This is a genomic window from Streptomyces sp. NPDC021749 (assembly GCF_040640655.1).
GTDB lineage: Bacteria > Actinomycetota > Actinomycetes > Streptomycetales > Streptomycetaceae > Streptomyces.
On sequence record NZ_JBFACE010000001.1, the window covers coordinates 272,817 to 299,555 of the forward strand.

The following is a 26,739-nucleotide window of genomic DNA, read 5'->3' on the forward strand; positions in this document are numbered from 1 at the left end:
AGTCCCTCAGCCCGTCGTGTCCGCGGCCAGGCCGTGCCTGGCTGAACCACGAGAGTACGGCACACACGTACGGGCGCGGGCGGTCCGGGGGCCGCCCGCGACGACCGGTCCGGCGCCGGCTCAGCGGCGCTCCTGCTTCTGCTTGCACTCCACGCACAGCGTCGCCCGGGGGAATGCCTGCATCCGCGCCTTGCCGATGGGGTTGCCGCAGTTCTCGCACAGCCCGTAGGTGCCCGCGTCCAGCCGGCCGAGGGCCCGCTCGGTCTGGAGGAGCATCTCGCGGGCGTTGGAGGCGAGCGCGAGCTCGTGTTCCCGGGTGATGTTCTTGCTGCCGGTGTCCGCCTCGTCGTCGCCGGCGCCGTCGCCGGAGTCGCGCATCAGCCCGGCGATGGCGTCCTCGGCGGAGGTGATCTCCAGCCGCAGCCGCTCCGTCTCGTCCATCAGGGCCGACCGCGCCTCGGCGACCTCGGCGGGGGTCCAGGGGTCCTCACCGGGCCGTACGGCGAGCTCGCCGGGCTCGGCCGTCCGGGCCACGGGCACCGGGGAGTCGTTGCCGTGCTCCCCGGCCGTCGCGGCCGCCGTCTTCTTCGCCACCACCGTCTTGGCTCCCGTCTTCTTCGCGGGCTCGGCGGCCTTCGTGGCCGGAGCGCGCTTCGCGGTCTTCGCGGCCGCCGTCTTCCGGGCGGCCGCCTTCTTCGGAGCGGCCTTCTTCGGCGTGCTGTTCTTCGGTGCGGGCTGCTTCGCGTCGGCCTCGCCGGCAGGCGTCGTGCTCTTCTCCGCGGCGGTCTTCTTCGCCACCATGGCCGCGACCCCTTCACATATGTGACTTTTATTCGCGAATCGTGACGGGAACGATAAATCGCCACAGAGCACGCGGCAACGGGACGCACCGCCCCATCGGGTCCTGCCACCCGGCCCGGAAGTCCGGTCTGCCTCGGTTGTGCCCCGCTGCCCGCCCGGTAATCCGCTTGGCCGTCCGGCACCCGGCCGCTGGCCATTCGGGTCACGGCGCCCGGCCGCCCGCCTTCGTCCCGCGCCGCCGTCCGGCACCCCCGCGCGGGACCCCGCGCCCGGCCCCGCGCGCAGGCCGCCGGAATTCCGGTCGGCCGCTGTCGGTGGCGCCCCGTACACTGGGCCCAGCGAGAGGCAGTGATGGGACGAGTAGCGCCGTACGCAGCCAGCAGCGACCCGGGGACGGTGGAAGCCCGGGGGCGTGCGCGGCGTGAAGATCACCCCGGAGCCGCCGGAAGAAAGCTTTGGAGAGTGGGCTCCGCCCACGGGTCTGGACAGTGGGCCGTGCCCCACGGGCCGCAGGCCACCCAGGGCGAGTAGAACCGGCAGCGCGACCCCAATGAGGGGGCGGTGCGGCATGCACCGCCAAGGAGGGTGGTACCGCGGGAGCCAGGGCTCTCGTCCCTCCGGACGGAGAAGCAGCAGATGCCCGCCGGAGGAAGTCCCCGATGAGTGAGCAGCCCTTGTACCGCCAGGTACCCGCCCAGGTAGACCTGCCTGCCCTTGAGCACGCGGTGCTCGATTTCTGGCAGGAGCAGAAGGTCTTCGCCCGTACCCTCCAGCAGTCCGAGGGCCGGCCCGAGTGGGTCTTCTTCGAGGGCCCCCCGACGGCCAACGGCATGCCCGGTGCGCACCACATCGAGGCCCGCGTCTTCAAGGACGTCTTCCCCCGGTTCCGCACGATGCAGGGCTACCACGTCGACCGCAAGGCCGGCTGGGACTGCCACGGCCTCCCGGTCGAGCTGACCGTGGAGAAGGAGCTGGGCTTCAGCGGCAAGAAGGACATCGAGGCGTACGGCATCGCCGAGTTCAACGCCAAGTGCCGCGAGTCGGTGACCCGGCACACCGACGCCTTCGCCGAGCTCACCACGCGGATGGGCTACTGGACCGACCTGGACACCCCGTACCGCACGATGGACCCCGACTACATCGAGTCGGTGTGGTGGTCGCTGAAGCAGATCTTCTCCAAGGGCCTGCTGGTCCAGGACCACCGCGTCGCCCCGTGGTGCCCGCGCTGCGGCACCGGTCTGTCGGACCACGAGCTGGCGCAGGGCTACGAAACCGTCGTCGACCCCTCGGTCTACGTCCGCCTCCCGCTGACCTCCGGCCCGCTGGCCGGCGAGGCCGCCCTCCTGGTCTGGACGACGACCCCCTGGACCCTGGTCTCCAACGTCGCCGCCGCCGCGCACCCGGACGTCACCTACGTCGTCGCCACCGACGGCACGGAGAAGCTGGTCGTCGCCGAACCGCTGCTGGAGAAGGCGCTGGGCGAGGGCTGGGAGGCCACCGGCCGGTCCTTCACCGGCCGCGAGATGGAGCGCTGGTCCTACGAGCGCCCGTTCTCCCTGGTCGAGCTGGAGGGCGCCAACTTCGTCGTCAACGCCGAGTACGTCACCACCGACGACGGTACGGGTCTGGTCCACCAGGCCCCGGCCTTCGGTGAGGACGACCTCAAGACCTGCAAGGCGTACGGCCTCCCGGTCGTCAACCCGGTCCGCCCCGACGGCACCTTCGAGGAAGAACTGCCCCTGGTCGGCGGCCAGTTCTTCAAGAAGGCCGACGGCACGCTGGTGGCCGACCTGGACGCCCGCGGCCTGCTCTTCCGGCACATCGCCTACGAGCACAGCTACCCGCACTGCTGGCGCTGCCACACCGCGCTGCTCTACTACGCCCAGCCGTCGTGGTACATCCGCACCACCGCGATCAAGGACGCCCTCCTCCGGGAGAACGAGAACACCAACTGGTTCCCCGAGTCGGTCAAGCACGGCCGCTTCGGCGACTGGCTGAGCAACAACATCGACTGGGCGCTGTCCCGCAACCGCTACTGGGGCACCCCGCTGCCCATCTGGCGCTGCGAGGACGACCACCTCACCTGCGTCGGCTCGCTCGCCGAGCTGTCCGAGCTGACCGGTGCCGACCAGTCGGGCCTGGACCCGCACCGCCCGTTCATCGACGAGATCACCTTCGGCTGCCCCGAGGAGGGCTGCGCGCACACCGCGGTCCGCGTCCCGGAGGTCATCGACGCCTGGTACGACTCCGGCTCGATGCCGTTCGCGCAGTGGGGCTACCCGTACCGCAACAAGGAGCTGTTCGAGAAGCGCTACCCGGCGCAGTTCATCTCCGAGGCCATCGACCAGACCCGCGGCTGGTTCTACACGCTGATGGCCGTCGGCACCCTGGTCTTCGACAAGTCGTCGTACGAGAACGTGGTCTGCCTCGGCCACATCCTCGCCGAGGACGGCCGGAAGATGTCCAAGCACCTGGGCAACACCCTCCAGCCGATCCCGCTCATGGACCAGCACGGCGCGGACGCGGTCCGCTGGTTCATGGCGGCCGGCGGTTCGCCGTGGGCGGCCCGCCGGGTGGGCCACAACACCATCCAGGAAGTCGTCCGCAAGACCCTGCTGACGTACTGGAACACCGTCGCCTTCCAGGCGCTGTACGCCCGGACGTCCCAGTGGGCGCCGTCCGCGTCCGACCCGGCCCCGGCCGAGCGGCCGCTGCTGGACCGCTGGCTGCTGGGTGAGCTGAACACCCTCGTCGCGCAGGTCACCGAGTCCCTGGAGTCCTTCGACACCCAGCGCGCCGGCAAGCTGCTGTCGACCTTCGTCGACGACCTGTCCAACTGGTACGTCCGCCGCTCGCGCCGCCGCTTCTGGCAGGGCGACGCGGCCGCGCTGCGCACCCTCCACGAGGTCATCGAGACGGTCACCCGCCTGATGGCGCCGCTCACCCCGTTCATCACCGAGCGGGTCTGGCAGGACCTGGTCGCCCCGGTCACCCCGGACGCCCCGGACTCCGTCCACCTCTCCAGCTGGCCGGTCGCCGAGCAGTCCCTGATCGACCCGGCGCTCTCCGCCCAGATGGCGCTGGTCCGCCGGCTGGTCGAGCTGGGCCGGGCGACCCGCGCCGAGTCCGGGGTGAAGACCCGCCAGCCGCTGTCCCGCGCGCTGGTCGCGGCCCACGGCTTCGCCGGGCTGCCGGAGGACCTGCGCGCCCAGATCGCCGAGGAGCTGAACGTCAGCTCGCTGGCCTCGCTGTCGGAGGTGGGCGGCTCGCTCGTCGACACCACCGCGAAGGCCAATTTCCGCGCACTGGGCAAGCGGTTCGGCAAGGGCGTCCAGGCGGTCGCCAAGGCCATCGCCGGCGCGGACGCCGCGGCGCTGTCGCTCGCGCTCCGGGAGGGCACGGCGAGTGTCGAGGTCGACGGCGAGACCGTCCCGCTCGCCCCGGACGAGGTGATCATCACCGAAACCCCGCGCGAGGGCTGGTCGGTGGCCTCCGACGCGGGTGCCACGGTCGCCCTGGACCTGGAGATCACCCCCGAGCTGCGCCGGGCCGGTCTGGCCCGGGACGCGATCCGGCTGATCCAGGAGGCGCGGAAGAACAGCGGCCTGGACGTCGCCGACCGGATCGCGTTGCGCTGGGCGTCGTCCGACGAGGAGGTCCGTACGGCCCTCGCCGAGCACGCCGGTCTGATCGCCGAGGAGGTCCTCGCCACGGACTTCGCCCCCGGCGAGCCGGACGGCGACTACGGCCCGGCCTTCACCGACGAGGCACTGGCACTGACGTTCCACCTCCGTAAGGCGTAATCCGCGGGGGTCAACCCCGCCCCGAATGCCCCGGTGTGCACCACACCGGGGCATTCGCTATTCCCGTACATAGATGGGCAGTTCGTCCCACTTTGCCGAGACGAGCACCCGCTGCGGAAGGACCCCCGGGCCGCCCCGACAGACCGCTCCCGCGCTACCGAAAAAGGGCCGGGCCCCGAGGGAAGTCCCTCGGGGCCCGGCCCTGATTGCCGACGGTACGCCTCAGGCGGGCGTCAGTTGTCGTCCTCGTCGATGAGGAAGCCCCTCATCGGCGACGGGGTCTGCTGCATCGGCGACGGGCCCTGCGGCCGCACCGGAGCCATCGGCTGGGTCATCGCCGGCGACATCTGCTGCTGACCGCCGTAGGACGGACCGCCGCTGGAGCCGTTGCCCATCGAGTGGTTGCCGCCCATGGTGTGGTTGCCGCCCATCGTGCCGGCACCGGCCGACGCCATCGACGGGGACGGCGGCAGCGAGGCGGTCGCCGGGGTGCGCGGCGGGGCGAGCGAGTCGTCCGCCTGATTCTCCAGCTGACGCAGCTGGCTCTCCAGGTAGGACTTCAGCCGCGTGCGGTACTCGCGCTCGAAGCCGCGCAGGTCCTCGACCTTGCGCTCCAGCGTCGCGCGGGCCGACTCCAGCGAGCCCATCGCCACGCGGTGCTTCTCCTGCGCGTCCCGCTCCAGCGCGTCGGCCTTGGCGCGGGCGTCCCGCTCCAGGCCCTCGGCGCGGCTGCGCGCCTCACCGACGATCTTGTTGGCCTCGGAACAGGCCTCCGCGATCGCCTGGTCGGCGGTCTGCTGCGCCAGCGACAGCACGCGCGCGGCGCTGTCGCCACCGGGGCCACCCTGCTGCCCGCCGGGCAGCTGCTGCGGACCACCGGGGCCGCCCATCGGGCCACCCATCGGACCGCCGGGGCCCATCGGGCCGGGACCGTGCGGGCCCTGCGGGCCGTGGCCACCGGGACCAGGAGGCAGCTGCGGTGCACCACCGGGCAGTTGGGGCGGGCCACCCATCCCCTGCTGCTGCGGCGGGACCGGCTGCGGACCGGATATGGCGGCGGGCACAGGAGCCCCGGGACGCTGCTGCTGCTCCTGCTGCTGGTCCGGTCCCTTGCGCAGACCCTGCTGCTGCTGGTTCTGCGCGGCGGCGCGAGTGGCGGCGGCCAGCTTCGCGCGCAGGTCCTCGTTCTCCCGCAGAAGCCGGGTCAGTTCGGCTTCGACCTCATCGAGGAAGGCATCGACCTCGTCCTCGTCATAGCCTTCTCGGAGGCGGACGGTCGTGAACTGCTTGTTCCGCACGTCCTCGGGGGTCAACGGCATCTCTACTTCACCTCAACGTAGTCGTCGGCAATCGGCAAGACCGTATCGTTCACACCAACAACACCGACCTCACGACGGTGATCAGGATGTAGACGATGATCATCAATACGAAGAAGGACAGGTCGAGCGCCACGCCCCCGAGACGCAGCGGCGGGATTACCCGCCGCAGAAGCTTGAGTGGCGGATCAGTGACAGTGTAGGCGGCCTCCAGAACGACCACCATCGCCTTGCCGGGTTGCCATGAACGGGCGAACTGGAACACGTAGTCCATCACCAGCCGGAAGATCAACACGATCAGGAAGCAGTACAGCGCGATATAGATCACCTGACCAGCGACACTCATCTCGCGCGTCCCTCTCCCCTTGCTCCTGTGTCGGCCCTACGGCCTTGGTGTGCCCGGTGTTGCGTCTCAGCTCTGGTTGAAGAACCCGCCCTCTGCGATACGGGCCTTGTCCTCCGCCGTGACATCGACGTTAGCAGGCGACAACAGGAACACCTTCTGCGTCACCCGCTCGATGCTGCCGTGAAGACCAAACACCAAACCGGCCGCAAAGTCGACAAGTCGCTTCGCATCGGTGTCGTCCATCTCCGTGAGATTCATGATCACCGGAGTGCCCTCGCGGAAGTGTTCCCCGATGGTACGGGCTTCGTTGTAGGTCCGGGGGTGCAGCGTGGTGATGCGGTAGGGCTCCCGCTCGGACACAACCTTGGGCATGATCACCGGTGCGTTCTTCTCCAGATTCGGACGGTCGGGTGTGATGGATGACACTGGGGCGATTCGCGCGGGTCGTCCGTTTTCCGGGGCGAGCGGGGCGGGTTCGCGTTGCGCCGGAGGCGTCACGGCACGGACGGGTTCGTCCCGTTCCGGGCGTGTTTCGGCCTGCACTTGGTGCTGTTGCCGCCGCCCACGGTCGGGTTCCGGTTCGAGCTCGGGCTCGAACTCGTCGTCGGGGTCGAACCCCCGGCCGTCGTACCCATCGTCCTCCACGAGGCCGAGGTAGACCGCCATCTTGCGCATCGCGCCGGCCATTCTCTGCGTCCTCCGCTCTGTGGTGGATCGGCTCCGTCACCAGGGCCTTGGATCCACGCGGCCTCCCCGCTTCCTGCGGAAATGACCATATTTTGTGCTGTGGTCCGACTTGCTTGGCGACGTTACCCGAGCCGTGGTCGGACTCCGAGTACCGCGGTACCGACGCGCACATGTGTCGCTCCGGCCGCCACGGCGTCCTCAAGGTCCGCGCTCATGCCTGCTGACACCATGTTGGCAGCAGGATGGGTGGCGCGCAGGTCGGTTGAGATTTCCATGAGTCGTTCGAATGCGGCCAGTTGGCGTCCGGCATACGGGCCGGCCAGCGGCGCGACCGTCATCAGGCCGTCCAGGCGCAGCCCTTCGGCCCCGGCGATCGCCTCCGCCAGGGCCGGGACACCGTCCGGCGCCACACCGCCCCGGTCACCCTGCCGACCCGACTCGGCGTCAAGCGCCACCTGGACCAGGCACCCCAGCTCGCGGCCCGCACGGACCGCCTCCTTGGAGAGCGCGGTGACCAGTCGTGCACGATCGACCGACTGCACAATTCCGGCATAACTCGCCACAGACCGCACCTTGTTGGTCTGCAACTGGCCGACGAAGTGCCAAGTAAGCGGCAAATCAGCACATTCGGCGGCCTTGGGTGCCGCCTCCTGGTCACGGTTCTCCGCGACCTGACGCACACCCAGTTCCGCCAGCAGCCGGACGTCGCTCGCGGGGTAGGTCTTGGTGACGACGATCATCGTCACCTCGTCCCGCGCCCTGCCGGCCTTGGCGCAGGCGGCGGAGATACGATCCTCCACCCGCGCCAGGTTGGTCGCCAGTTCCGTTCTACGGTCGTCCGTCACAGCTCGCCGTCCAGCCACACGTAACTCGCGAGCCGCCCGGTCGTGCGGTCGCGCCGATAGGAGAAATGATCCGCGGACTCCCGCGTGCAGACGGCCGAGATGTGGGCATCGTCACCCACCGGCACGCCCGCCGCGGCGAGTTGGGCCCGTACGCCGGCGGCGACGTCCACCGCCGGCGTGCCCCAGCCGGTCGTCGCGAACGCCTCGGGGACCACCGCCGCGACGTCGGACCGCATCTGTGCGGGCACCTCGTAACAGCGCCCGCAGATCGCCGGTCCGGTGTACGCGAGGATCCGGGCCGGCTCCGCGCCCAGCTCGGCCATCGCCTCGACGGCCGCCGGTACGACGCCGGCGACCAGGCCCGGCCGGCCGGCGTGTGCCGCCCCGGTGACGCCCGCGACCGGATCGGCGAGCAGTACCGGGGTGCAGTCGGCGGTCAGGACGGCGAGCGCGAGGCCCCGGCGGGCGGTCACCACCGCGTCCACGCACGGCACGTCGGCGTCGCGCCAGGGTCCGTCGACCACCGCCACGTCCCGGCCGTGGACCTGGTTCATCCAGACCACCGCGGCCGGGTCGAGACCGAGTGCGCCGGCCGCGCGGGCGCGGTTGGTGCGGACGGCCTGCGGGTCGTCGCCGACCGCGCCCCCCAGGTTGAGCTGCTCATACGGAGCGGCGCTCACCCCGCCCCACCTGTCGGTGAAGGCGAAGTGCGCGCCGCTTTCGTGGTGCTGTTGCCCTATCACTTCGGTGCTTTACGTCACTTCAGGAAGTCGGGAACGTCGAGTTCCTCGGCCGCGCTGTCGGAGTACGACGGACGGGCCGGGGGAACCTGCGGCCCGCTCGACGGGGTGGGTGCGACCTCGCCCAGCGTGGACGACGGCTCGGCGGCCGGCTCACCACGCTCCGCGGGGGCACCCGCGTCCCGTACGGGGACGGAACCCAGGCCGCCGAAGGACGACGGGGTGCGGGGCTCCGGCGGGGCGGCCGGACGGCTGGTGGCCGGGGCCGGCTCCTCGCGCTTCGGGGACGACAGGGCGGCCTGCGCATCGCGGCGGGCCGGCGGCTGGCCGCCGTCGAAGCCCGCGGCGATGACGGTGACCCGGACCTCGTCGCCCAGCGCGTCGTCGATGACCGCGCCGAAGATGATGTTGGCCTCCGGGTGGGCGGCCTCGCTGACCAGCTGGGCGGCCTCGTTGATCTCGAACAGACCGAGGTCGGAGCCGCCGGAGATGGACAGCAGCACACCGCGGGCGCCGTCGATGGACGCCTCCAGGAGCGGCGAGGAGATCGCCATCTCCGCGGCGGCCACCGCGCGGTCGTCGCCGCGCGCCGAGCCGATGCCCATCAGGGCCGAGCCGGCCTCCGACATCACGGACTTGACGTCGGCGAAGTCGAGGTTGATCAGGCCGGGCGTGGTGATCAGGTCGGTGATGCCCTGGACACCCGACAGCAGCACCTGGTCCGCGGACTTGAACGCGTCGAGCACGCTCACCTGGCGGTCCGAGATGGACAGCAGCCGGTCGTTGGGGATCACGATGAGGGTGTCGACCTCTTCGCGCAGCTGGGCGATGCCGTCCTCGGCCTGGTTGGCGCGACGGCGGCCCTCGAAGGTGAACGGCCGGGTGACCACACCGATCGTCAGGGCGCCCAGCGAGCGGGCGATGTTGGCGACCACGGGGGCGCCGCCGGTGCCGGTGCCGCCGCCCTCGCCCGCGGTCACGAAGACCATGTCGGCCCCCTTGAGGACCTCCTCGATCTCTTCGCGGTGGTCCTCGGCCGCCTTGCGCCCCACGTCCGGGTTGGCGCCGGCGCCGAGGCCGCGGGTCATTTCGCGGCCGACGTCGAGCTTGACGTCGGCGTCGCTCATCAGCAGCGCCTGCGCATCGGTATTGATCGCGATGAACTCGACGCCCTTGAGCCCGACCTCGATCATCCGGTTGATGGCGTTCACGCCACCGCCGCCGATGCCGACGACCTTGATGACTGCGAGGTAGTTCTGCGGTGCTGCCACGTCGAAGGCCTCTCGCCTCGAGTTACGTGTCGTCGCCGCACTTTGCGTGTGGACGCCGACTGATGCCGATGGGACGGTCCGTATCGCCGACCCGAACCCTAACGTTGAAGTTTAGGGTTATCTGTGCCTGTGTTCCTTGGTTCCATAGTCCCTTTGGAACGAGACACTAAGTCGACAAGGCGCGCCCGTTCAACGAACACGCCGAACCTCCCGTTTTTCTTTTCACCCTATGTGATCACCCATAGTCGTAGCCATCCAGGGTGCTGGCCTGCGACTTGGTACGTCAACTCCCCGACACCGCAGGGGCGCTGGGGACCGAGACGTCGAAGTGCCGGGCGGCACCGGCCGCTTTCAGCAGCGCGACCAGCACCTTCGCCTTTTCGGCGCCCTGTTCGCGGCTGCCCCAGGCGACCGTGCGTCCGCCGGCCAGTTCGACGCTGATGGCGTCGTATGACCGTACTCGGACCTTGCGTACGTCTTTGCGTACGACTGGGGGCAGATCCTGAGTGACCTCGACTGCGGCGCGCCGCAACCGGTCGATACCGAACCGGTGCGCACTCGGAGAGTCGGAAACGGACATTTCCAGAAGGGGGACACCCTTGGGCGCGGTGCTGACGGTGGCGAACCGGACGCCCTCGACGTCCACTTCGGCAAACTTTCCGCCCGTTTGCATCAGCAGTTCCGGGGTTCTTTCCGTCACTTTGAGACTGATGGTGTGCGGCCAGGACCGTTCCACGTCAACGCTCTTGATGCGCGGCAGCCGGGCCCGCAGCCGGTGTGCGAGGGCGTCGGTGTCCACCGAGATCAGCGGGGCGTTCATCGGGGCGTGCGCCGCCGCGACGACCTCACGCGGGGTCAGGACGTCGGTGCCGGTGGCCCGGACGCGCCCCAGCCGCAGCCAGTCGGAGGCGTAGAGCGCCCAGACGCCGAACGCGCCGAGCAGCACCGCGAGAACCAGGGTGATGATCAGACCGCGGCGGCCCGGCGCGCGACGGGGCAGGCGCACCCAGCGGAGTCTTCGCCCGCACACCTCCGCGGAGGAGGGCGGGCCGGACGGTGACTTCTTCTCGCCTCGCCGGGCGGTTGTCGGTCCGGCCACGCTCCCTGCCTTCTCTCGTGCGCTACTTGCGGTGCTGCTCGATCGCCTCGTACACCATGCCGACCAGCAGCTCGTCGGCGTCCCGGCGGCCGAACTCGGAGGCCGCGCGGGACATCTCGTACAGCCGGTGCGGATCGGCCAGGACCGGGAGCACGTTGCCCTGCACCCAGTCCGGGGTCAGCTGGGCGTCGTCGACCAGCAGGCCCCCGCCGGCGTTGACCAGCGGCTGGGCGTTCAGCCGCTGCTCGCCGTTGCCGATGGGCAGCGGGACGAACGCGGCCGGCAGCCCGACGGCGGACAGCTCGGCGACGGTCATCGCGCCCGCGCGGCAGAGCATCATGTCCGCCGCGGCGTACGCGAGATCCATCCGGTCCACGTACGGTACCGGGACATAGGGTGGCATCCCGGGCATGTTGTCCGCATGCGGCAATTCGTTCTTCGGACCGACCGCATGGAGCACCTGGATGCCGGCGCGCTGGAGGGCCGGCACGGCGGCCTGGATGACCTCGTTCAGCCGGCGGGCACCCTGCGAGCCGCCGGACACCAGCAGGGTCGGCAGGTTCGGGTCGAGACCGAACGCGGCCCGCGCCTCGGGGCGGACCGCGGCCCGGTCGAGGGTGGCGATGGTGCGGCGCAGCGGGATGCCGACGTAGCGGGCGTTGCGCAGCTTGCTGTCGGGGGTGCTGACGGCGACGAAGTGGGCGTACCGCGAACCGATCTTGTTGGCCAGGCCGGGGCGGGCGTTGGCCTCGTGGACGATGATCGGCACCCCGAGCCGCTTGGCGGCCAGATAGCCGGGCAGCGCCACGTAGCCGCCGAAGCCGACCACGCAGTCGGCCTTGGTGCGCTCCAGGATCTGCTCGGCGGCCTTGATCGTGCCGCGCAGCCGCCCGGGGACGGTGATCAGTTCGGGGGTGGGCTTGCGCGGCAGCGGTACGGCCGGGATGAGACCCAGCTCATAGCCGCGCTCCGGGACGAGCCGGGTCTCCAGGCCCTTCTCCGTACCCAGTGCCGTGATCCCCACGGTGGGGTCCTGCCTCCGCAGTGCGTCCGCGAGGGCGAGCGCGGGCTCGATGTGGCCGGCGGTCCCCCCACCGGCGAGTACGACATGCACCGAAATTCACCGCTCTCCGGACGGCCGCTTCTTGACGCGCCGTCTCATCGTCTTCCATCTCACCCCAGCCGGTTTCCTGCCGAAAACCGGCTTCCGCGTAGCCAGCGCGGCCAGCGCCGCCCGTGCGGCGGGCTCGTCACGCGCGAAGGCGATCAGCAGCCCGACGGCGAACATCGTCGGCAGCAGGGCGGAGCCTCCGTAGGAGAACAGCGGGAGCGGGACACCGGCGATCGGCAGCAGGCCGAGCACCGCACCGATGTTGACCACGGCCTGGGCCGTGATCCAGGTGGTCACGCCTCCCGCGGCGTACCGTACGAAGGGGTCCTCCGTGCGTCCGGCCACGCGGATACCCGCATAGCCTAGAGCCGCGAAGAGGGCGAGGACCGACAGCGTCCCCGCCAGACCCAGTTCCTCCCCGGTGATGGCGAAGATGAAGTCGGTGTGCGGTTCAGGGAGTTCACCCCATTTTTCCATACTTGCGCCGAGGCCGGAACCGAAGAATCCGCCGGAGGCCAGGGCGTAGATCCCGTGCACGGCCTGCCAGCACTGATCACCGGGGCCAGGATCGGTCGCGCCGATGCAGGCCAGCCGGGACATCCGGTTGGCGCTGGTCTTGATCAGCAGCGCGCCGATCACCATCGCGGTGCCCAGCACGCCGACGAACAGCCGGGTCGGCGCACCGGCCAGCCACAGCAGCCCGAAGAGGATCGCCGTGAGAATGATCGCGGTGCCCATGTCGCCGCCGAGCATGATCAGGCCGAGCAGCAGGAACGCCACCGGGATCAGCGGCACCAGCAGGTGCTTCCACTGCACCAGCAGCTTCTTGTCGTGCTTGCGGGCCAGCAGGTCGGCGCCCCACAGGACCAGTGCGAGCTTGGCGAACTCGCTCGGTTGCATCTGGAAAGGGCCGCCGAGGTTGATCCAGTTCTGGTTGCCGTTGACCGCGACCCCTATGCCCGGAATCTGCACCAGGCACATCAGGAAGACCGAGACCGCGAGCAGCGGATAGGCCAGCGTACGGTGCAGCCGGACCGGCATCCGGGTGGCGATCAGCAGCAGTCCGCCGCCGAGGACGGCCGCGAGCAGCTGTTTGCGGAAGAAGAACGACGGGGCGAGGCCGGACTGCAGCGCCTTGATCTGGGACGCCGAGTAGACCATCACCAGGCCCAGGACGGTGATCAGCAGACTGCCGCCCAGGATCAGGTAGTACGCGGTCAGCGGACGGTCCCAGGCGCGCTGCAGCCGGTTCAGCAGCCGCCGGGGGCCACCGGCCACCGGACGGCCGCCGCGCGCCGGACGCGCCGTGGCGGGCCGGCGAGGCGGACGCGCCGGGACGGATGATCCCCCGCGCGGTCTCGCGGACGGCCCTCCGCCCGATCTCGCGGACGCTCCCCCGCCCGATCCCGCGGAGGATTTCCCGCGCGATCTCGCGGAGGAGTTCCCGCCCGATCTCGCGGAGGAGTTCTTGCCCGCCCGCCCTGCGTCTGCCGATCGGGCCGTCATCCTCGTCCCCTCCAGGTGAGCTCGCCGCCGGCTGCCGGCGGCCACGGGGAGAAACGGTCTACTGGTCCCTCGCGGTCAGCTCGCGGACCGCGTCGGCGAAGGCGTCGCCCCGCTTGTTGTAATTGACGAACATGTCCATCGAGGCACAGGCCGGGGCCAGCAGGACGGTGTCGCCGGGCTCGGCCAGACGGGTCGCTTCCCGGACGGCCTCGGGCATCGCCCCAGTGTCGGTCCGGTCGAGGTCGACGACCGGGACCTCGGGGGCGTGTCGCGCCAGGGCTTCGCGAATCAGCGCCCGATCGGCGCCGATCAGCACCACCCCGCGCAGCCGGGCCGCCGCCGTCTTCACCAGCTCGTCGAAGGTCGCGCCCTTGGCGAGCCCGCCGGCGATCCACACGATGTGCTCGTACGCCGCCAGGGACGCCTCGGCGGCGTGGGTGTTGGTGGCCTTGGAGTCGTCGATGTAGCGGACGCCGTCGATCTCCGCGATGTGCTGGATGCGGTGCGCCTCCGGGTGGAAGGCGCGCAGTCCCTCACGGACCGCGGCCGGGCGGACGCCGTAGGCCCGGGCCAGCGCGGCGGCGGCGAGGGCGTTGGCGACGTTGTGCGGGGCGGCGGGGCCGGAGCCGGGGGCGATGTCGGAGATCTCGGCGAGCTCCTGGGCCTGCTTCTGCCGGTTCTCGACGAAGGCGCGGTCGACCAGGATGCCGTCGACGACGCCGAGTTCGGAGGGGCCGGGAGTGCCGAGGGTGAAGCCGATGGCGCGGCAGCCCTCCTCGACGTCGGCCTCGCGCACCAGGTCCTCGGTCGCCTTGTCGGCCACGTTGTAGACGCAGGCGACGCGGTTGCCTTCGTAGATCCGGCCCTTGTCGGCGGCGTACGCCTCCATCGAGCCGTGCCAGTCGAGGTGGTCGGGCGCGATGTTGAGGACCGCGGCGGAGTGCGCCCGCAACGACGGAGCCCAGTGCAGCTGGTAGCTGGAGAGCTCGACGGCGAGCACGTCGTAGGGGCGGGCGCCGTCCTTGCCCTGGTTCAGGACCACGTCGACGATCGGGGTGCCGATGTTGCCGACGGCCATGGTGTGCAGGCCCTCGGCCTCCAGGATGGCGGCGAGCATCCGGACGGTGGTGGTCTTGCCGTTCGTACCGGTGACCGCCAGCCAGTCCGCGGAGTCCGGACCGCGCAGCCGCCAGGCGATCTCCACGTCGCCGACGACGTCCACGCCGGCTGCCGCGGCCGCCGCGAACAGCGGGCTGTCGGGCTTCCAGCCGGGCGAGGTGACGACCAGCTCGGTGCCCTCGGGCAGGGTCTCGCCGTCGCCGAGGCGGACGGCGATCCCGGCCGCCTGAAGCTCGCGCGCGGTGTCCTGCTGCTTGGCTCCCGCGCCGCCGTCCACGACGGTGACGCGGGCGCCGAGGCCGGCCAGGGCGCGGGCGGCACTGATGCCGCTCACGCCGAGGCCGGCGACGGTGATCTGCATGCCGGCGAACCCCTCGGGGGTCCGGTCCGGGTCGGGCGTGGTCACTTCGCTGCCTGCCAGCCGCCGTAGAAGATGCCGAGTCCCACGATGACGCACATGCCCTGGATGATCCAGAACCTGACCACCACAAGGACTTCGGACCACCCCTTGAGTTCGAAGTGGTGCTGTAGTGGCGCCATCCGGAAGACCCGCTTACCGGTCATCCGGAAGGATCCGACCTGGATGACCACGGACATGGTGATCAGGACGAACAGACCGCCGAGGATCGCCAGCAGCAGCTCCGTGCGGGAGCAGATGGCCAGACCGGCGAGCGCGCCGCCCAGGGCCAGCGAGCCGGTGTCACCCATGAAGATCTTGGCGGGTGAGGTGTTCCACCACAGGAAGCCGAAGCAGGCACCCATCAAGGCGGAGGCCACGACCGCCAGGTCGAGGGGGTCGCGGACCTCGTAACAGCCCGGTCCGGCGGTGATCTGGTTGGCGCAGGACTCCTGGTGCTGCCAGATGCCGATGAACGTGTACGCGCCGAAGACCATCACCGAGGCGCCGGTGGCCAGGCCGTCGAGGCCGTCGGTGAGGTTCACGCCGTTGGACATCGCCAGGATCATGAACAGCGCCCAGATGACGAAGAGCACCGGGCCGATCTGCCAGCCGAAGTCCTGGGTGAACGACAGCCGGTCCGAGGCCGGGGTCTGTCCGCGCAGGTCCGCGAACTGCAGCGAGAGCACGGCGAAGGCGATGCCGACGATCAGCTGGCCGGCCATCTTCGCCTTGGCCCGCAGGCCCAGCGAACGCTGCTTGACGATCTTGATGTAGTCGTCCAGGAAGCCGACCAGGCCCATCCCCGCGAAGAGGAAGAGCACCAGCACGCCCGAGAACGTCGGGTCGCTGGAGGTGATCACCTTCGTGATGACGTAGGCGATGATCGTCGCCAGGATGAAGGAGATGCCACCCATGGTGGGCGTCCCCTTCTTGCTGCCGTGGGTGCGCGGGCCGTCATCGCGGATGAACTGCCCGTACCCCTTCTTGGCCAGCAGTTTGATCAGCAGCGGGGTGCCGATCAGCGTCAGGAAGAGCCCGATCATTCCGGAGAAGAGGATCTGCTTCATCGAGTTCATCGGGCTGCGGCTCCACCCTCGGCGCCCGCGGCGCCCGACAGCCCTGCGTCATCCAGCAGCGCTGCGGCGACCCGCTCCAGCCCCACCGACCTGGACGCCTTCACCAGCACGACGTCTCCCGGCCGCAGCTCGCTGCGCAACAGGTCGACCGCCGCCCGCGTGTCGGACACGTGCACCGACTCCTCACCCCACGAACCCTCGTTCTTGGCGCCCATGTCGAGCCAGGCCGCTTCCCTGCCGCCGACCGCCACGAGCTTGCTGACGTTGAGCCGGACGACCAGCCGCCCGACCGCGTCGTGTTCGGCGAGTGACTCCTCGCCGAGCTCGGCCATCTCACCGAGCACCGCCCACGTCCGCGCCCCCTTCGCCTTGGCGGCGGCGCCCATCGCGACCAGCGCGCGCAGCGCCGCTCGCATGGACTCGGGGTTCGCGTTGTAGGCGTCGTTGACGACCGTCACGCCGTCCGCGCGCTCGGTGACCTCCATGCGCCAGCGGGAGAGCGTGCCGGCTTCGGAGAGCGCGGTGGCGATCTCGTCTACGGGCATGCCCAACTCATGGGCGACGGCGGCCGCGGCGAGCGCGTTCGACACGTGGTGCTCACCGTACAGCCGCATGGTCACATCGCTGCACCCGGAGGGTGTGTGAAGCGTGAAGGCGGGCTGTCCGAGCTCCGTGAGCCGGACATTCTCGGCGCGTACGGCGGCGTCCTCGGCCTCGCCGAACAGCACCGTGCGGGCCTTGGTGCGGGCCGCCATGGCGCGGACGTACGGGTCGTCGGCGTTGAGGACCGCGACACCGCCGTCCTCGGCGGCGGGCAGCGCCTCGACGAGTTCGCCCTTCGCCTCCGCGATCTGCGCGCGGCCGCCGAACTCCCCGATGTGCGCGGAGCCGACGTTGAGCACCACGCCGATCCGGGGCGGGGTCAGCGCGGCGAGGTAGCGGATGTGGCCGACGCCGCGAGCGCCCATCTCCAGCACGAGGTGACGGGTCGTCTCATCGGCGCGCAGCGCGGTCAGCGGCAGCCCGATCTCGTTGTTGAGGTTGCCCTCGGGCCAGACGGTCGGGCCGTGCCGCTGCAGCAGCTGGGCGATCAGGTCCTTGGTGCTGGTCTTGCCGGCCGAGCCGGTCAGGCCGACGACGGTGGTGCCCAGCCGCTCGACGACGGCGCGGGCGAGCGCGCCGAGCGCGGCGGTGACGTCGTGCACGACGATGGCGGGAACGCCGACGGGACGGGCGGCGAGTACGGCCACCGCGCCGGCCTCGACGGCGCCGGGGGCGAAGTCATGGCCGTCGGCGCGTTCCCCGGCGAAGGCCACGAACAGGCTGCCGGGGCGGACCGCCCGGGAGTCGGCGACGACCGGTCCGGTGACCTGGCGGTCGGCGTCCGGTATGTCGTACTGCTGCCCGCCGACGATGCTCGCGATCTCGGCGAGGGACAGGGAGATCACAGGTCACCCCCGGCGAGCGGCGGTCGGTGACGGGGAATCGGTTGTGCGCGCATGGCGGAGTGTCATCCCTGGTGTTTCGGGTGCGGTGACGTCAAGGAAGCCTCGATGGCCTCGCGCAGCACCTGGCGGTCGTCGAAGGGGCGTACCACTCCGGCGATGTCCTGGCCCTGCTCATGGCCCTTGCCCGCGACGATCACGGTGTCGCCGGGCTCGGCGCGGGCGACGGCGGCGGCGATGGCGGCGGCCCGCTCTTCTTCCACCAGGACCGTGCCGCGTTCGTGGATCGGCACCTCCGCGGCGCCCGCCAGCATGGTGGCGAGGATCGCGAGCGGGTCCTCGCCCCGCGGGTTGTCGGAGGTCAGAACGGCCGTGTCGGCGAGGCGGGCGACCGCGGCGCCCATGGGGGCGCGCTTGTGCGGGTCGCGGTCGCCGCCGCAGCCGAGGACGGCGTGCAGCTTGCCGTCGGTGACCTTGCGCAGCGCGCGCAGCACCGACTCGACGGCGTCGGTCTTGTGGGCGTAGTCGACGACCGCCAGGTACGGCTGGCCGGCGTCGACGCGCTCCAGGCGGCCGGGGACGCCGGGCACCGCGGCGACGCCGTCGGCGGCGGTCTGCGGGTCGATGCCGGCGACGACCAGCGCGGTGATCGCGGCGAGCGCGTTGGCGACGTTGAACGGGCCGGCGATCGGGGAGGCGGCGCGCAGCGTCTGTCCGTCGGGGCCGTGCACGGTGAAGGTGGAGCCGAGCGCGCCGACCTCGACGTCGGAGGCGCGCCAGTCGGCGTCCGGGTGGCCCTCGGCGGAGAAGGTGGTGACCGGGACCTCGGACTCGCCGTCGGCCAGCCGGCGGCCGTACTCGTCGTCGAGGTTGACCACGCCGGCCCGGCTGCGGGCCTTGGTGAACAGCTGCGCCTTGGCCTGGAAGTAGTCCTCCATCCCGGAGTGGAACTCCATGTGCTCCGGGCTGAGGTTGTTGAAGATCGCGACGTCGAAGACGCAGCCGTCGACCCGGCCGAGGACCAGGGCGTGGCTGGAGACCTCCATGGCGAGGGCGCGGACGCCGCGCTCGCGCATCACGGCGAACAGCGCCTGCAGGTCGGTGGCCTCGGGGGTGGTGCGCTCGGACTTGATCCGCTCGTCGCCGATCCGGGTCTCCACGGTGCCGATCAGGCCGGTCAGTCCGCCGTCGGGGCGCTTCGCGGCGGCGGCCCGCAGTCCGCCCTCGATGAGGTAGGCGGTGGTGGTCTTGCCCGAGGTGCCGGTGATGCCGATCTGGAGCAGGTCCTCGCCCGGCGCGCCGTAGATCGAGACGGCCAGGGCGCCCATCCGTCCGCGCGGGTTGTCGACGACGAGGACCGGCAGGCCGGTGGCGGCGGCGCGGTCGGCGCCGGACGGGTCGGTCAGGATCGCCGTGGCGCCGAGGTCGGCGGCCTGGGCGACGAAGTCGGCACCGTGCAGCCGGGCGCCGGGCAGCGCGGCGTAGACGTCGCCGGGGCGGACCGCCCGGGAGTCGTGCGTGATGCCGGTGACGTGGGCCTCTGCGTACTCGGGGGCGAGGGCCGGGGTGCCCAGCTGCTCGGCGAGATCCGCCAGGGGGGTGGGGCGGACGTGGTCAGGGCGCGGCGCTCCCGGGTAGGTACCGGGGCCACCCTTCTGAGCGTGCGGGGCGTTCGGGGACTGATCAGCATGTGACACGGCGGTGAGCGTACCGGGCCGATCGGGCTCGGGGCGAAGTGAGGGCCGTGTGGGGGCGCGGTCGGCGGGCTCGGGGAGACCGTCGGGGGTGATGGTCGTCACGGCGGGATTGCCTCGATTTCATTGGCCTGGCCTGAAGGTGACCGGCAGGCGTGGGGGATTTGCGCCGGTCGGTGGTACCTGGAGGGTCTTCAGCGCGAAGGCCATGACCTGCTGGTAGATCGGGCCGCAGACCTGGCCGCCGAAGTAGCTGCCCTTGGTGGGATTCTGCACCGCGCAATAGACCGTGATGCGCGGTTTGTCCGCGGGGGCGAAACCGGCGAAGGACGCGGTGTAGCCGTGGTAGCGGCCGGTCTTGGGGTCCACCCGGTTGGAGGTGCCGGTCTTGCCGCCGACCCGGTAGCCGTCGATCTTCGCCTTCGCGCCGGTGCCCTCCTCGTCGTCGACCACCGACTCCAGCATGGTGGCGAGGGTGCGGGCCGTCTTCCGGCTGACCACGCGGGTCTTCGCGGGCTTGGGCGCCGGGACGAAGCGGCCGTCCGGCCCGGTGCTGCCGCGGACGAGGGTGGGGGCGATCCGCTCGCCGCCGTTGGCGATGGTGGAGTAGACGGAGGCGGCCTGTACGGCGTTGAGGGACAGCCCCTGGCCGAAGGGGATCGTGTACTGCTGCGAGGTGTTCCAGTCCTGCGGCTTGGCCAGGATGCCGTCGGTCTCGCCCGGGAAGTTCAGCCCGGTCGGCCGGCCGATGCCGAATTTGCGCAGGTAGGAGTAGAGGACGCGGTTGGCCTCGGGCTGGCTCCGGCCGAGCTGGCCGGCCGCGAGGATGGTGCCGATGTTGCTGGACTTGGCGAGGACGCCGTTGAGCGTGAGGTGCCAGGTCTCGTGGTCGACGTCGTCGGCGAAGAGCCGGTCGCCGCGGTGCAGCCGGTTGGGGACGGTGACCCGGGTGGCCGGGGTGGCGACCCCCTCCTCCAGTACGGCGGCCATCGACATCAGCTTGCTGGTGGACCCCGGTTCGAAGGCGTCGGACAGCGCGGCGTTGCCGAGCGCCTCCGGCTCCGCCTCGGCGATGTCGTTGGGGTCGAAGGCGGGGGCGTTGGCCAGGGCCAGGATCTCGCCGGTGCGGGTGTCCTGGACGACGACGTAGCCGCGGTCGGCCCCGGACTTCGCCACCTGTTGGGTGATGGCCTGCTGGGCCGCCCACTGGATGTCGCGGTCGAGGGTGAGCTCCATGTCGGCGCCGGGGACGGCGGGGTGTTCCTGGGTGTCGGCGGTGGGCACCCGGCGGCCGCCGGACTGGGCGTAGACGAGCTTGCCGTCCTTGCCGGCGAGCTGCGGGTCGAGCCGGGCCTCCAGTCCGCCGCCGCCCTTGCCGGCGCTGTTGACGAAGCCGAGGACGCCGGAGGCGAGCTCCTTGTTGGGGTAGACCCGCTTGCTGTGTTTGTCGGCGAAGATCCCGACCAGGACGTCGGGGCGGGGCGCGCTCTTGGGGGCGGCGGCCGCCCGGGCGTCGAGGGTCTTGCGGAGGTCCTTGATCCGCTTCCACACCTGGGGGGTCTGCTGGCGGGCGAGCAGCACGTAACGGGAACCGGGCCGGTCGAGCTTCTCGGTGAGCGCGGCCTTGTCCATGTGGAGGATCGGCGCGAGCAGCGCGGCAGCCCGCTGCGGGGCGTCGTGGATCTTGGTCTTGGCGGGCGCCAGCAGGCTGGGGTCGGCGGTGATGTCGTAGGCGTCCACGGAGGTGGCCAGCGCCACGCCGTTGCGATCGGTGAGGGCGCCGCGCTCGGCGGCCAGCTTGACCGGTACGTAGCGGTTCTCGTTGGCCCGGGCGGCGAACGCCCCGGCGTCCACGGCCTGCACCTGGAAGAGCCGTACGACGAAGACCAGCATGACCAGCGTCAGCCCGAGGGAGACCAGGCGGAGCCGGGGGCGGGGGCTGCCGAGGCGGAGCACCGGGGGGCCGGAGCGGGGCCGGGCCGGTCCGGGGCGGCGGGCGGCCGGGCGGGGCGCCCCGGGCCGCCGGGCGGCGGGCGGGCGGGCGGTGCGGTCCTGGGGCTGACCGCCGCGCCGGGCAGGGCGCGGAACCCGGCGGGGGTCCCTGGGCTCGGTCATACCGCGGTCACCTGCCGGTGGTCGTCGGGGCGGGGGCGGGCGCGGAGCCGGCGGGGCGGGCGGCAGGGGCGGCGGCTCGGGCCGGGGCCGGGTGGCCCGGGGTGGCGCCCGCGCCCGGTGTGCTCTGCGGGCCGAGCGTGCCGGAGCCGGCCGGGACCGGCGGCTGGACGGACGGCGCGACGACCGGCGTGGTCCGGGGTGCGGACCCGGTGGCGCGCCCCTTCTCCGTGGTGGCGCCCAGGAGGGCGGACGCGGACGGCTCGGCCGAGGTGCTCAGCGGCGCGCCGTCGGCGCCGGCCACGCCGGGCTTGCCGCGGACCGTGCCGTCCGGCAACAGGAACGCCGGGGCGCCGCCGGGCACCATCCCGAGCTGCCGGGCGCGCCGCTCCAGGGCGCCCGGCGCGGAGTAGCCGTCCACCTCCTGCTGCAGCGCCTGCTGTTCGTCGGTCAGCTCGTCGGTCTTCTTCTCCAGCCTGCTCAGCTCGAACGAGCCTTGGTTGAGCGCGGAGTTGAGCAGCAGCAGGGTGATCAGCCCGGACCCGAGGAGGACCACGATGAGGAGGACGAAAGGGGTGCGCGCTGCGGTGCCGGGGGCGGTCGCGGTGGCCGGGAACAGCGCGGAGAGCCGTTTCTGCGGGCCGCGCGGCCGCCCCTGGCCTCTCACGGGGTGCCCACAGAGTGGTGGGCGCTCGTGCCGTTCCTGCCGGTCCCGGCGTTCTCGCGGATGCGCTCGGCGCCGCGCAGCCGGGCCGGGGCGGCCCGGCGGTTCTCCGCGATCTCCTCCTCCGTGGGGAGTTCGGCACCGCGGGTGAGCAGTTTCAGCCGGGGCTGGTACTGCTCCGGCACGACCGGCAGGCCGGGCGGTGCGGTGCTGGTGGCGCCGGCCGCGAAGACCTGCTTGACCAGCCGGTCCTCCAGGGAGTGGTACGAGAGCACGGCGATCCGTCCGCCGACCGCGAGCGCGTCCACGGCCGCCGGAATGGCCCGCTCCACGCAGGCGAGTTCGCCGTTGACCTCGATGCGCAGGGCCTGGAACGTGCGCTTGGCGGGGTTGCCGCCGGTGCGCTTGGCGGCCTGCGGAAGCGCGTCCCGGATCAGCTCGACCAGCCGCGCGCTGTTCGTGAAGGGCTCCTTGGCGCGCTCGCGGACGATGGCCGAAACGATCCGCTTGGCCTGCTTCTCCTCGCCGTAGGTGCGCAGGATCCGCACCAGCTCCCCGGGCGCGTAGGTGTTGAGGACCTCCGCCGCGCTGATGCCGGTCGTCTGGTCCATCCGCATGTCCAGCGGAGCGTCCTGGGCGTACGCGAAGCCGCGGTCGGCCTCGTCGAGCTGCATGGAGGAGACGCCGAGGTCGAAGAGCACGCCCTGGACCCGGGGGACGCCGAGCCGGTCGAGCACCTCGGGGAGCTCGTCGTAGACGGCGTGCACCAGGGTGGCGCGGTCGCCGTAGGGGGCGAGCCGTTCGCCGGCGAGCTTCAGGGCGGCCGGGTCGCGGTCGAGGGCGATCAGCCGGACCGCCGGGAAGGCCGTGAGCAGCGCCTCGCTGTGCCCTCCGAGGCCGAGGGTGCAGTCGACGACGACCGCACCGGGCTCGGCGAGCGCAGGGGCGAGCATGTCCAGACACCGCTGGAGCATGACGGGTACGTGGCGGGTATTACTCATGCGCCTTCCGATGGGGTGGGCGGCAGGTGGGTCCCCGGCCGCTGGCTGGGGGATGCCGCACGTACCGCTTGGTCCCCGCCCGCTCTGAAGGGGAAGTGGCCCTCCGGCGACGGGGAAGTGCCGTCGGAAGTCCATGGGAGCGGGAGGAGGCCGAGCCGTACGTACGATGCGCGCACGCGAGGAATTCGGTATCCAAGGAGAGCGTCACGCCTCCCACTTCGCGCCACTTTAGTCCACCGGCTGCCCCGGTCAATCAACTGGTTCCGCGCGTCCTGCGACGGCTTCGCCGGGGCCGTTCCGACGGGCTTGTCACCCGTGTGGCGGCAGCCCGAAGGGAGCTGTGGATTACCTCACAAGGGGTGATGTTGCCCCCTATGCCCGGCCTCCTACGGAGCCGGAACGGCCGGTAACTATTACCGTGAATGCATGCCCATACCTGCCTCGCAGCCGTCGTCCCCGTCCCTCGACAGTTCCTCCGCGCGTTCCGGCGGCACGGTCACCGACCGCCTGGTCGCGGCCAACCAGCGCTACGCCGCCGCCTTCACCGATCCGGGCATGGACGCCCGGCCCGTCCTCAAGGTCGCCGTGGTGGCCTGCATGGACGCCCGTCTCGACCTGCACGCCGCGCTCGGCCTGGAGCTCGGCGACTGCCACACCATCCGCAACGCCGGCGGTGTGGTCACGGACGACATCATCCGCTCCCTGACCATCAGCCAGCGGGCGCTCGGCACCCGCTCCGTCGTCCTCATCCACCACACCGGATGCGGTCTGCTCAATCTGACCGAGGACTTCCGCCACGAGCTCGCGGCCGAGGTCGGCCAGCGCCCGACGTGGGCCGTCGAGGCGTTCAAGGACCTCGACGAGGACGTCCGGCAGTCCATGCAGCGGGTGCGCACCTCGCCCTTCCTGCCGCACACCGACGACGTCCGCGGCTTCGTCTTCGACGTCAAGACGGGTCTGCTGCGGGAGATCGACCCCGAGGACTGACCCTCCCGAGTGCGGGCCGGCCCGGTTTTCCGGGCCGGCCCGTGCCGAAAACGACGGGTTCGCCCGGAACGCCGGGGCGCGGGTGTGTGAGTTGTCCACAGGTCATGACGCCGGAGCGCGCGGGCAGCAAGAATGCGTAGGTGACGTCGTGCCGGCACAGGCCGGACCCGGCGCGCATTTTTGGGGTGGGCCGGTTCCGCACGAGGGGGTGTCGGCCCGTGGCACAGGGCCGAGGAGGGCCGAGTGACGACGTATGACGAACGAGCGAGCCTCACCGATCTGACCACCACCGCGGAGCGGGTTCACCGGTCGGTGGAAGGCGTGATCGAAGGCAAGCCGGAGGTCGTACGGCTCGCGCTGACCGTGCTCCTGGCCGAGGGCCATCTGCTCATCGAGGACGTGCCCGGCGTCGGCAAGACGATGCTGGCCAAGGCGCTCGCCCGCTCCATCGACTGCTCGGTGCGGCGCATCCAGTTCACGCCCGATCTGCTGCCCTCCGACATCACCGGCGTCAGCATCTTCGACCAGCAGCAGCGCGACTTCGAGTTCAAGCCCGGCGCGATCTTCTCGCAGATCGTCATCGGCGACGAGATCAACCGCGCCTCCCCCAAGACCCAGTCCGCGCTCCTGGAGTCCATGGAGGAGCGCCAGGTCACGATGGACGGGCAGACCTACGAACTCCCCAGCCCCTTCATGGTCGTCGCCACCCAGAACCCGGTCGAGATGGAGGGCACCTACCCGCTGCCCGAGGCCCAGCGCGACCGCTTCATGGCCCGGGTGTCGATCGGCTACCCCAGCCCGGCCGCCGAGCTGCAGATGCTCGACGTGCACGGCGGTGCCTCCCCGCTCGACGACCTCCAGCCGGTGGCGCACGCCCACGAGATCGTCAAGCTGATCGACACGGTCCGCGAGGTCCACGTCGCCGAGGCCGTCCGGCGGTACGCCGTCGACCTGGTGTCCGCCACCCGCCACCACCCCGAGCTGCGGCTCGGCGCCTCGCCGCGGGCGACGCTGCACCTGGTGCGCGCCGCCAAGGCCGCCGCGGCCCTCGCGGGGCGGGAGTACGCCCTGCCGGACGACGTCCAGGCGCTGGCGGGGGCGGTGCTGGCGCACCGTCTGCTGCCCACCGCCCAGGCGCAGTTGAGCCGCAGATCGGCCGAGCAGATCGTGGCGGAGATCCTCCAGCGCGTCCCGGTTCCCGAGCCGTCCGCCCAGCCGTGGCGGACGCACGGCCGGCAGCCGCCCGGGGTCCGGGGGTTGTGATGAGCGGAGGGGGGAGCGAGCGGACGCCGGAGCGGGGCGGGCTGCGGGCGGCCCTCGGGGGGATGACGACGCGCGGCCGGTCGTTCCTGGCCGCCGGGGTGGCCGCCGCGGCGTGCTCGTACCTGCTGGGGCAGCCGGACCTGCTGCGGGTCGGGTTGCTGCTCGCCGCGCTGCCGCTGGTGTGCGTCCTGGTCCTGCACCGCACGCGCTACCGCGTCGCGGGCAGCCGTGCGCTCTCGCCCGCCCGGGTACCGGCCGGCGTCGAGTCCCGGGTCCGGCTGCTGATGGAGAACGTCTCCCGGCTGCCGACCGGTGTGCTGATGCTGCAGGACCGGGTGCCGTATGTGCTGGGGCCGCGGCCGCGCTTCGTCCTGGACCGGGTCGAGGCCGGCGGCCGCCGGGAGGTCACCTACCGGGTCCGCTCGGACCTGCGCGGCCGCTATCCGCTCGGGCCGCTGCAGCTGCGGCTGTCCGACCCGTTCGGGATGTGCGAGCTGACCCGCTCCTTCCAGACCTTCGACACCCTGACGGTGGTGCCGCGGGTCGAGCCGCTGCCGGCCGTCCGGCTGGCCGGCGAGGCCGCCGGGTACGGCGACGGTCACCAGCGCTCGCCGGCCCTGGCCGGCGAGGACGACGTCATCCCGCGCGGCTACCGCCACGGCGACGACCTGCGCCGGATCCACTGGCGGTCCACGGCGCGCCACGGCGAGCTGATGGTCCGCAGGGAGGAGCAGCCGCAGAAGGCGCACTGCACGGTCCTGCTGGACACCCGCGACCTCGCCCACCCCGGAGGCGGACCGGACTCGGCCTTCGAATGGGCGGTGTCGGCCGCCGCCTCGACGGCGGTGCACCTGCTGGAGCGCGGTTTCGCGGTCCGCCTGCTGACCGACACCGGCAGCTCGGTACCGGGCCCGGACGGCACCGGCGGCTTCCCGGGGGGCGCCGGCTCCGCCGACACCGCCGGCCTGATGCTGGACACCCTCGCCGTGGTGGAGCACTCCGAGGAGGAGGGGCTGTCGGCGGCGTACGAGGTGCTGCGCGGCGGCGGCGAAGGACTGCTGATCGCCTTCCTCGGCGACCTGGACGCCGAACAGGCGGCGATCGCCGGGCAGATGCGCCGGCGCTGCGGTACGGCGATCGCGTTCGTCCTGGACGGCGACGCCTGGACCCGTGGTCCGGGCGGCATCCGGTTCAGCACCGGCCAGGTGCCGCTCGCCGAGCGGCTGCGGCTGCTGCGGCGGGCGGGCTGGACGGCGCTGCCGGTGACGCCGGGGGACGCGCTCGCCGATCTGTGGCGGGCGGCCGCCGACCAGGCCGGGACGGCGCCGGACTACCTGGAGCCGGGGCCGGGCGACGGCGCCGCGGAGACGGTGACGGGGGGACGGCCATGAACGGGAGCGTGCGGCCGGTGCGGGACCACGACGCGTACGGGGACGGCAGCGGGCGAGGGGAG

General features: G+C 71.7%; 21 protein-coding genes. 4 read left to right on the forward strand and 17 right to left on the reverse strand.

Features of this window, described 5'->3' with window-relative positions:
* Positions 1 to 120: 120 nt before the first annotated feature.
* Entirely contained in the window at positions 121 to 801 is a 681-nt protein-coding gene (locus AB0G35_RS01235) for a TraR/DksA C4-type zinc finger protein (RefSeq protein WP_360941712.1), read from the reverse strand.
* Positions 802 to 1,460: 659 nt separating this feature from the next.
* Here AB0G35_RS01235 and ileS point away from each other — a divergent pair.
* Positions 1,461 to 4,604, forward strand: a complete 3,144-nt coding sequence (ileS, locus tag AB0G35_RS01240; RefSeq protein WP_360941715.1) for an isoleucine--tRNA ligase — start codon at positions 1,461 to 1,463, stop codon at positions 4,602 to 4,604.
* A 233-nt stretch (positions 4,605 to 4,837) separates the two neighbouring features.
* On the opposite strand, the gene AB0G35_RS01245 is transcribed toward ileS, so the two are convergent.
* From AB0G35_RS01245 to rsmH, 16 genes are all read right to left on the reverse strand, one after another.
* On the reverse strand, positions 4,838 to 5,923 hold the full coding sequence (locus tag AB0G35_RS01245) for a DivIVA domain-containing protein (protein ID WP_360941718.1): 1,086 nt from the start codon (positions 5,921 to 5,923) through the stop codon (positions 4,838 to 4,840).
* Positions 5,924 to 5,972: 49 nt separating this feature from the next.
* Positions 5,973 to 6,266: a YggT family protein gene (locus tag AB0G35_RS01250; protein ID WP_360941721.1), complete on the reverse strand. Its 294-nt coding sequence runs from the start codon at positions 6,264 to 6,266 to the stop codon at positions 5,973 to 5,975.
* Positions 6,267 to 6,332: 66 nt separating this feature from the next.
* Complete coding sequence (gene sepF, locus AB0G35_RS01255) at positions 6,333 to 6,953, reverse strand: cell division protein SepF (protein WP_360941724.1); 621 nt, start codon at positions 6,951 to 6,953, stop codon at positions 6,333 to 6,335.
* Positions 6,954 to 7,075: 122 nt separating this feature from the next.
* Positions 7,076 to 7,798 (reverse strand): YggS family pyridoxal phosphate-dependent enzyme, encoded by a 723-nt coding sequence (locus AB0G35_RS01260; protein WP_360941727.1) that lies wholly within the window; start codon positions 7,796 to 7,798, stop codon positions 7,076 to 7,078.
* Positions 7,795 to 8,541: a peptidoglycan editing factor PgeF gene (gene pgeF, locus AB0G35_RS01265; protein WP_360941730.1), complete on the reverse strand. Its 747-nt coding sequence runs from the start codon at positions 8,539 to 8,541 to the stop codon at positions 7,795 to 7,797. Before pgeF ends, AB0G35_RS01260 begins: the two co-directional genes overlap by 4 nt.
* Positions 8,542 to 8,555: 14 nt before the next feature.
* Positions 8,556 to 9,809 (reverse strand): cell division protein FtsZ, encoded by a 1,254-nt coding sequence (ftsZ, locus tag AB0G35_RS01270; RefSeq protein WP_360941733.1) that lies wholly within the window; start codon positions 9,807 to 9,809, stop codon positions 8,556 to 8,558.
* Positions 9,810 to 10,092: 283 nt separating this feature from the next.
* A complete protein-coding gene (locus AB0G35_RS01275) occupies positions 10,093 to 10,908 on the reverse strand; it encodes an FtsQ-type POTRA domain-containing protein (RefSeq protein ID WP_360941736.1) in 816 nt (271 codons plus the stop codon).
* Between the two features lie 22 nt (positions 10,909 to 10,930).
* Positions 10,931 to 12,022 (reverse strand): undecaprenyldiphospho-muramoylpentapeptide beta-N-acetylglucosaminyltransferase, encoded by a 1,092-nt coding sequence (gene murG / locus AB0G35_RS01280; protein ID WP_360941739.1) that lies wholly within the window; start codon positions 12,020 to 12,022, stop codon positions 10,931 to 10,933.
* Between the two features lie 6 nt (positions 12,023 to 12,028).
* The gene (ftsW, locus tag AB0G35_RS01285) at positions 12,029 to 13,297 is read right to left on the reverse strand and encodes a putative lipid II flippase FtsW (protein ID WP_360941742.1); all 1,269 of its coding nucleotides are present in this window, start codon (positions 13,295 to 13,297) and stop codon (positions 12,029 to 12,031) included.
* Between the two features lie 286 nt (positions 13,298 to 13,583).
* A complete protein-coding gene (gene murD, locus AB0G35_RS01290; RefSeq protein WP_360942076.1) occupies positions 13,584 to 15,005 on the reverse strand; it encodes a UDP-N-acetylmuramoyl-L-alanine--D-glutamate ligase in 1,422 nt (473 codons plus the stop codon).
* 41 nt (positions 15,006 to 15,046) lie between these two features.
* A complete protein-coding gene (gene mraY / locus AB0G35_RS01295; protein ID WP_360942079.1) occupies positions 15,047 to 16,111 on the reverse strand; it encodes a phospho-N-acetylmuramoyl-pentapeptide-transferase in 1,065 nt (354 codons plus the stop codon).
* A gap of 5 nt (positions 16,112 to 16,116) precedes the next feature.
* Positions 16,117 to 17,568, reverse strand: coding sequence for a UDP-N-acetylmuramoyl-tripeptide--D-alanyl-D-alanine ligase (gene murF, locus AB0G35_RS01300; protein ID WP_360941745.1), 1,452 nt, complete (start codon positions 17,566 to 17,568; stop codon positions 16,117 to 16,119).
* Between the two features lie 62 nt (positions 17,569 to 17,630).
* On the reverse strand, positions 17,631 to 19,364 hold the full coding sequence (locus AB0G35_RS01305) for a UDP-N-acetylmuramoyl-L-alanyl-D-glutamate--2,6-diaminopimelate ligase (RefSeq protein WP_360941748.1): 1,734 nt from the start codon (positions 19,362 to 19,364) through the stop codon (positions 17,631 to 17,633).
* 18 nt (positions 19,365 to 19,382) lie between these two features.
* Complete coding sequence (locus AB0G35_RS01310; RefSeq protein ID WP_360941751.1) at positions 19,383 to 21,374, reverse strand: penicillin-binding protein 2; 1,992 nt, start codon at positions 21,372 to 21,374, stop codon at positions 19,383 to 19,385.
* Positions 21,375 to 21,381: 7 nt separating this feature from the next.
* Positions 21,382 to 22,038: a septum formation initiator family protein gene (locus AB0G35_RS01315; protein WP_360941754.1), complete on the reverse strand. Its 657-nt coding sequence runs from the start codon at positions 22,036 to 22,038 to the stop codon at positions 21,382 to 21,384.
* Complete coding sequence (gene rsmH, locus AB0G35_RS01320) at positions 22,035 to 23,036, reverse strand: 16S rRNA (cytosine(1402)-N(4))-methyltransferase RsmH (RefSeq protein WP_360941757.1); 1,002 nt, start codon at positions 23,034 to 23,036, stop codon at positions 22,035 to 22,037. The genes AB0G35_RS01315 and rsmH overlap by 4 nt, the downstream gene beginning before the upstream one ends.
* A gap of 426 nt (positions 23,037 to 23,462) precedes the next feature.
* Here rsmH and AB0G35_RS01325 point away from each other — a divergent pair, with 426 nt between their 5' ends.
* From AB0G35_RS01325 to AB0G35_RS01335, 3 genes are all read left to right on the forward strand, one after another.
* Positions 23,463 to 24,023: a carbonic anhydrase gene (locus AB0G35_RS01325; protein ID WP_360941760.1), complete on the forward strand. Its 561-nt coding sequence runs from the start codon at positions 23,463 to 23,465 to the stop codon at positions 24,021 to 24,023.
* Positions 24,024 to 24,266: 243 nt separating this feature from the next.
* Positions 24,267 to 25,286, forward strand: a complete 1,020-nt coding sequence (locus tag AB0G35_RS01330) for a MoxR family ATPase (protein WP_360941763.1) — start codon at positions 24,267 to 24,269, stop codon at positions 25,284 to 25,286.
* Entirely contained in the window at positions 25,286 to 26,677 is a 1,392-nt protein-coding gene (locus AB0G35_RS01335; protein WP_360941766.1) for a DUF58 domain-containing protein, read from the forward strand. The genes AB0G35_RS01330 and AB0G35_RS01335 overlap by 1 nt, the downstream gene beginning before the upstream one ends.
* The last annotated feature ends 62 nt before the right edge of the window (positions 26,678 to 26,739 follow it).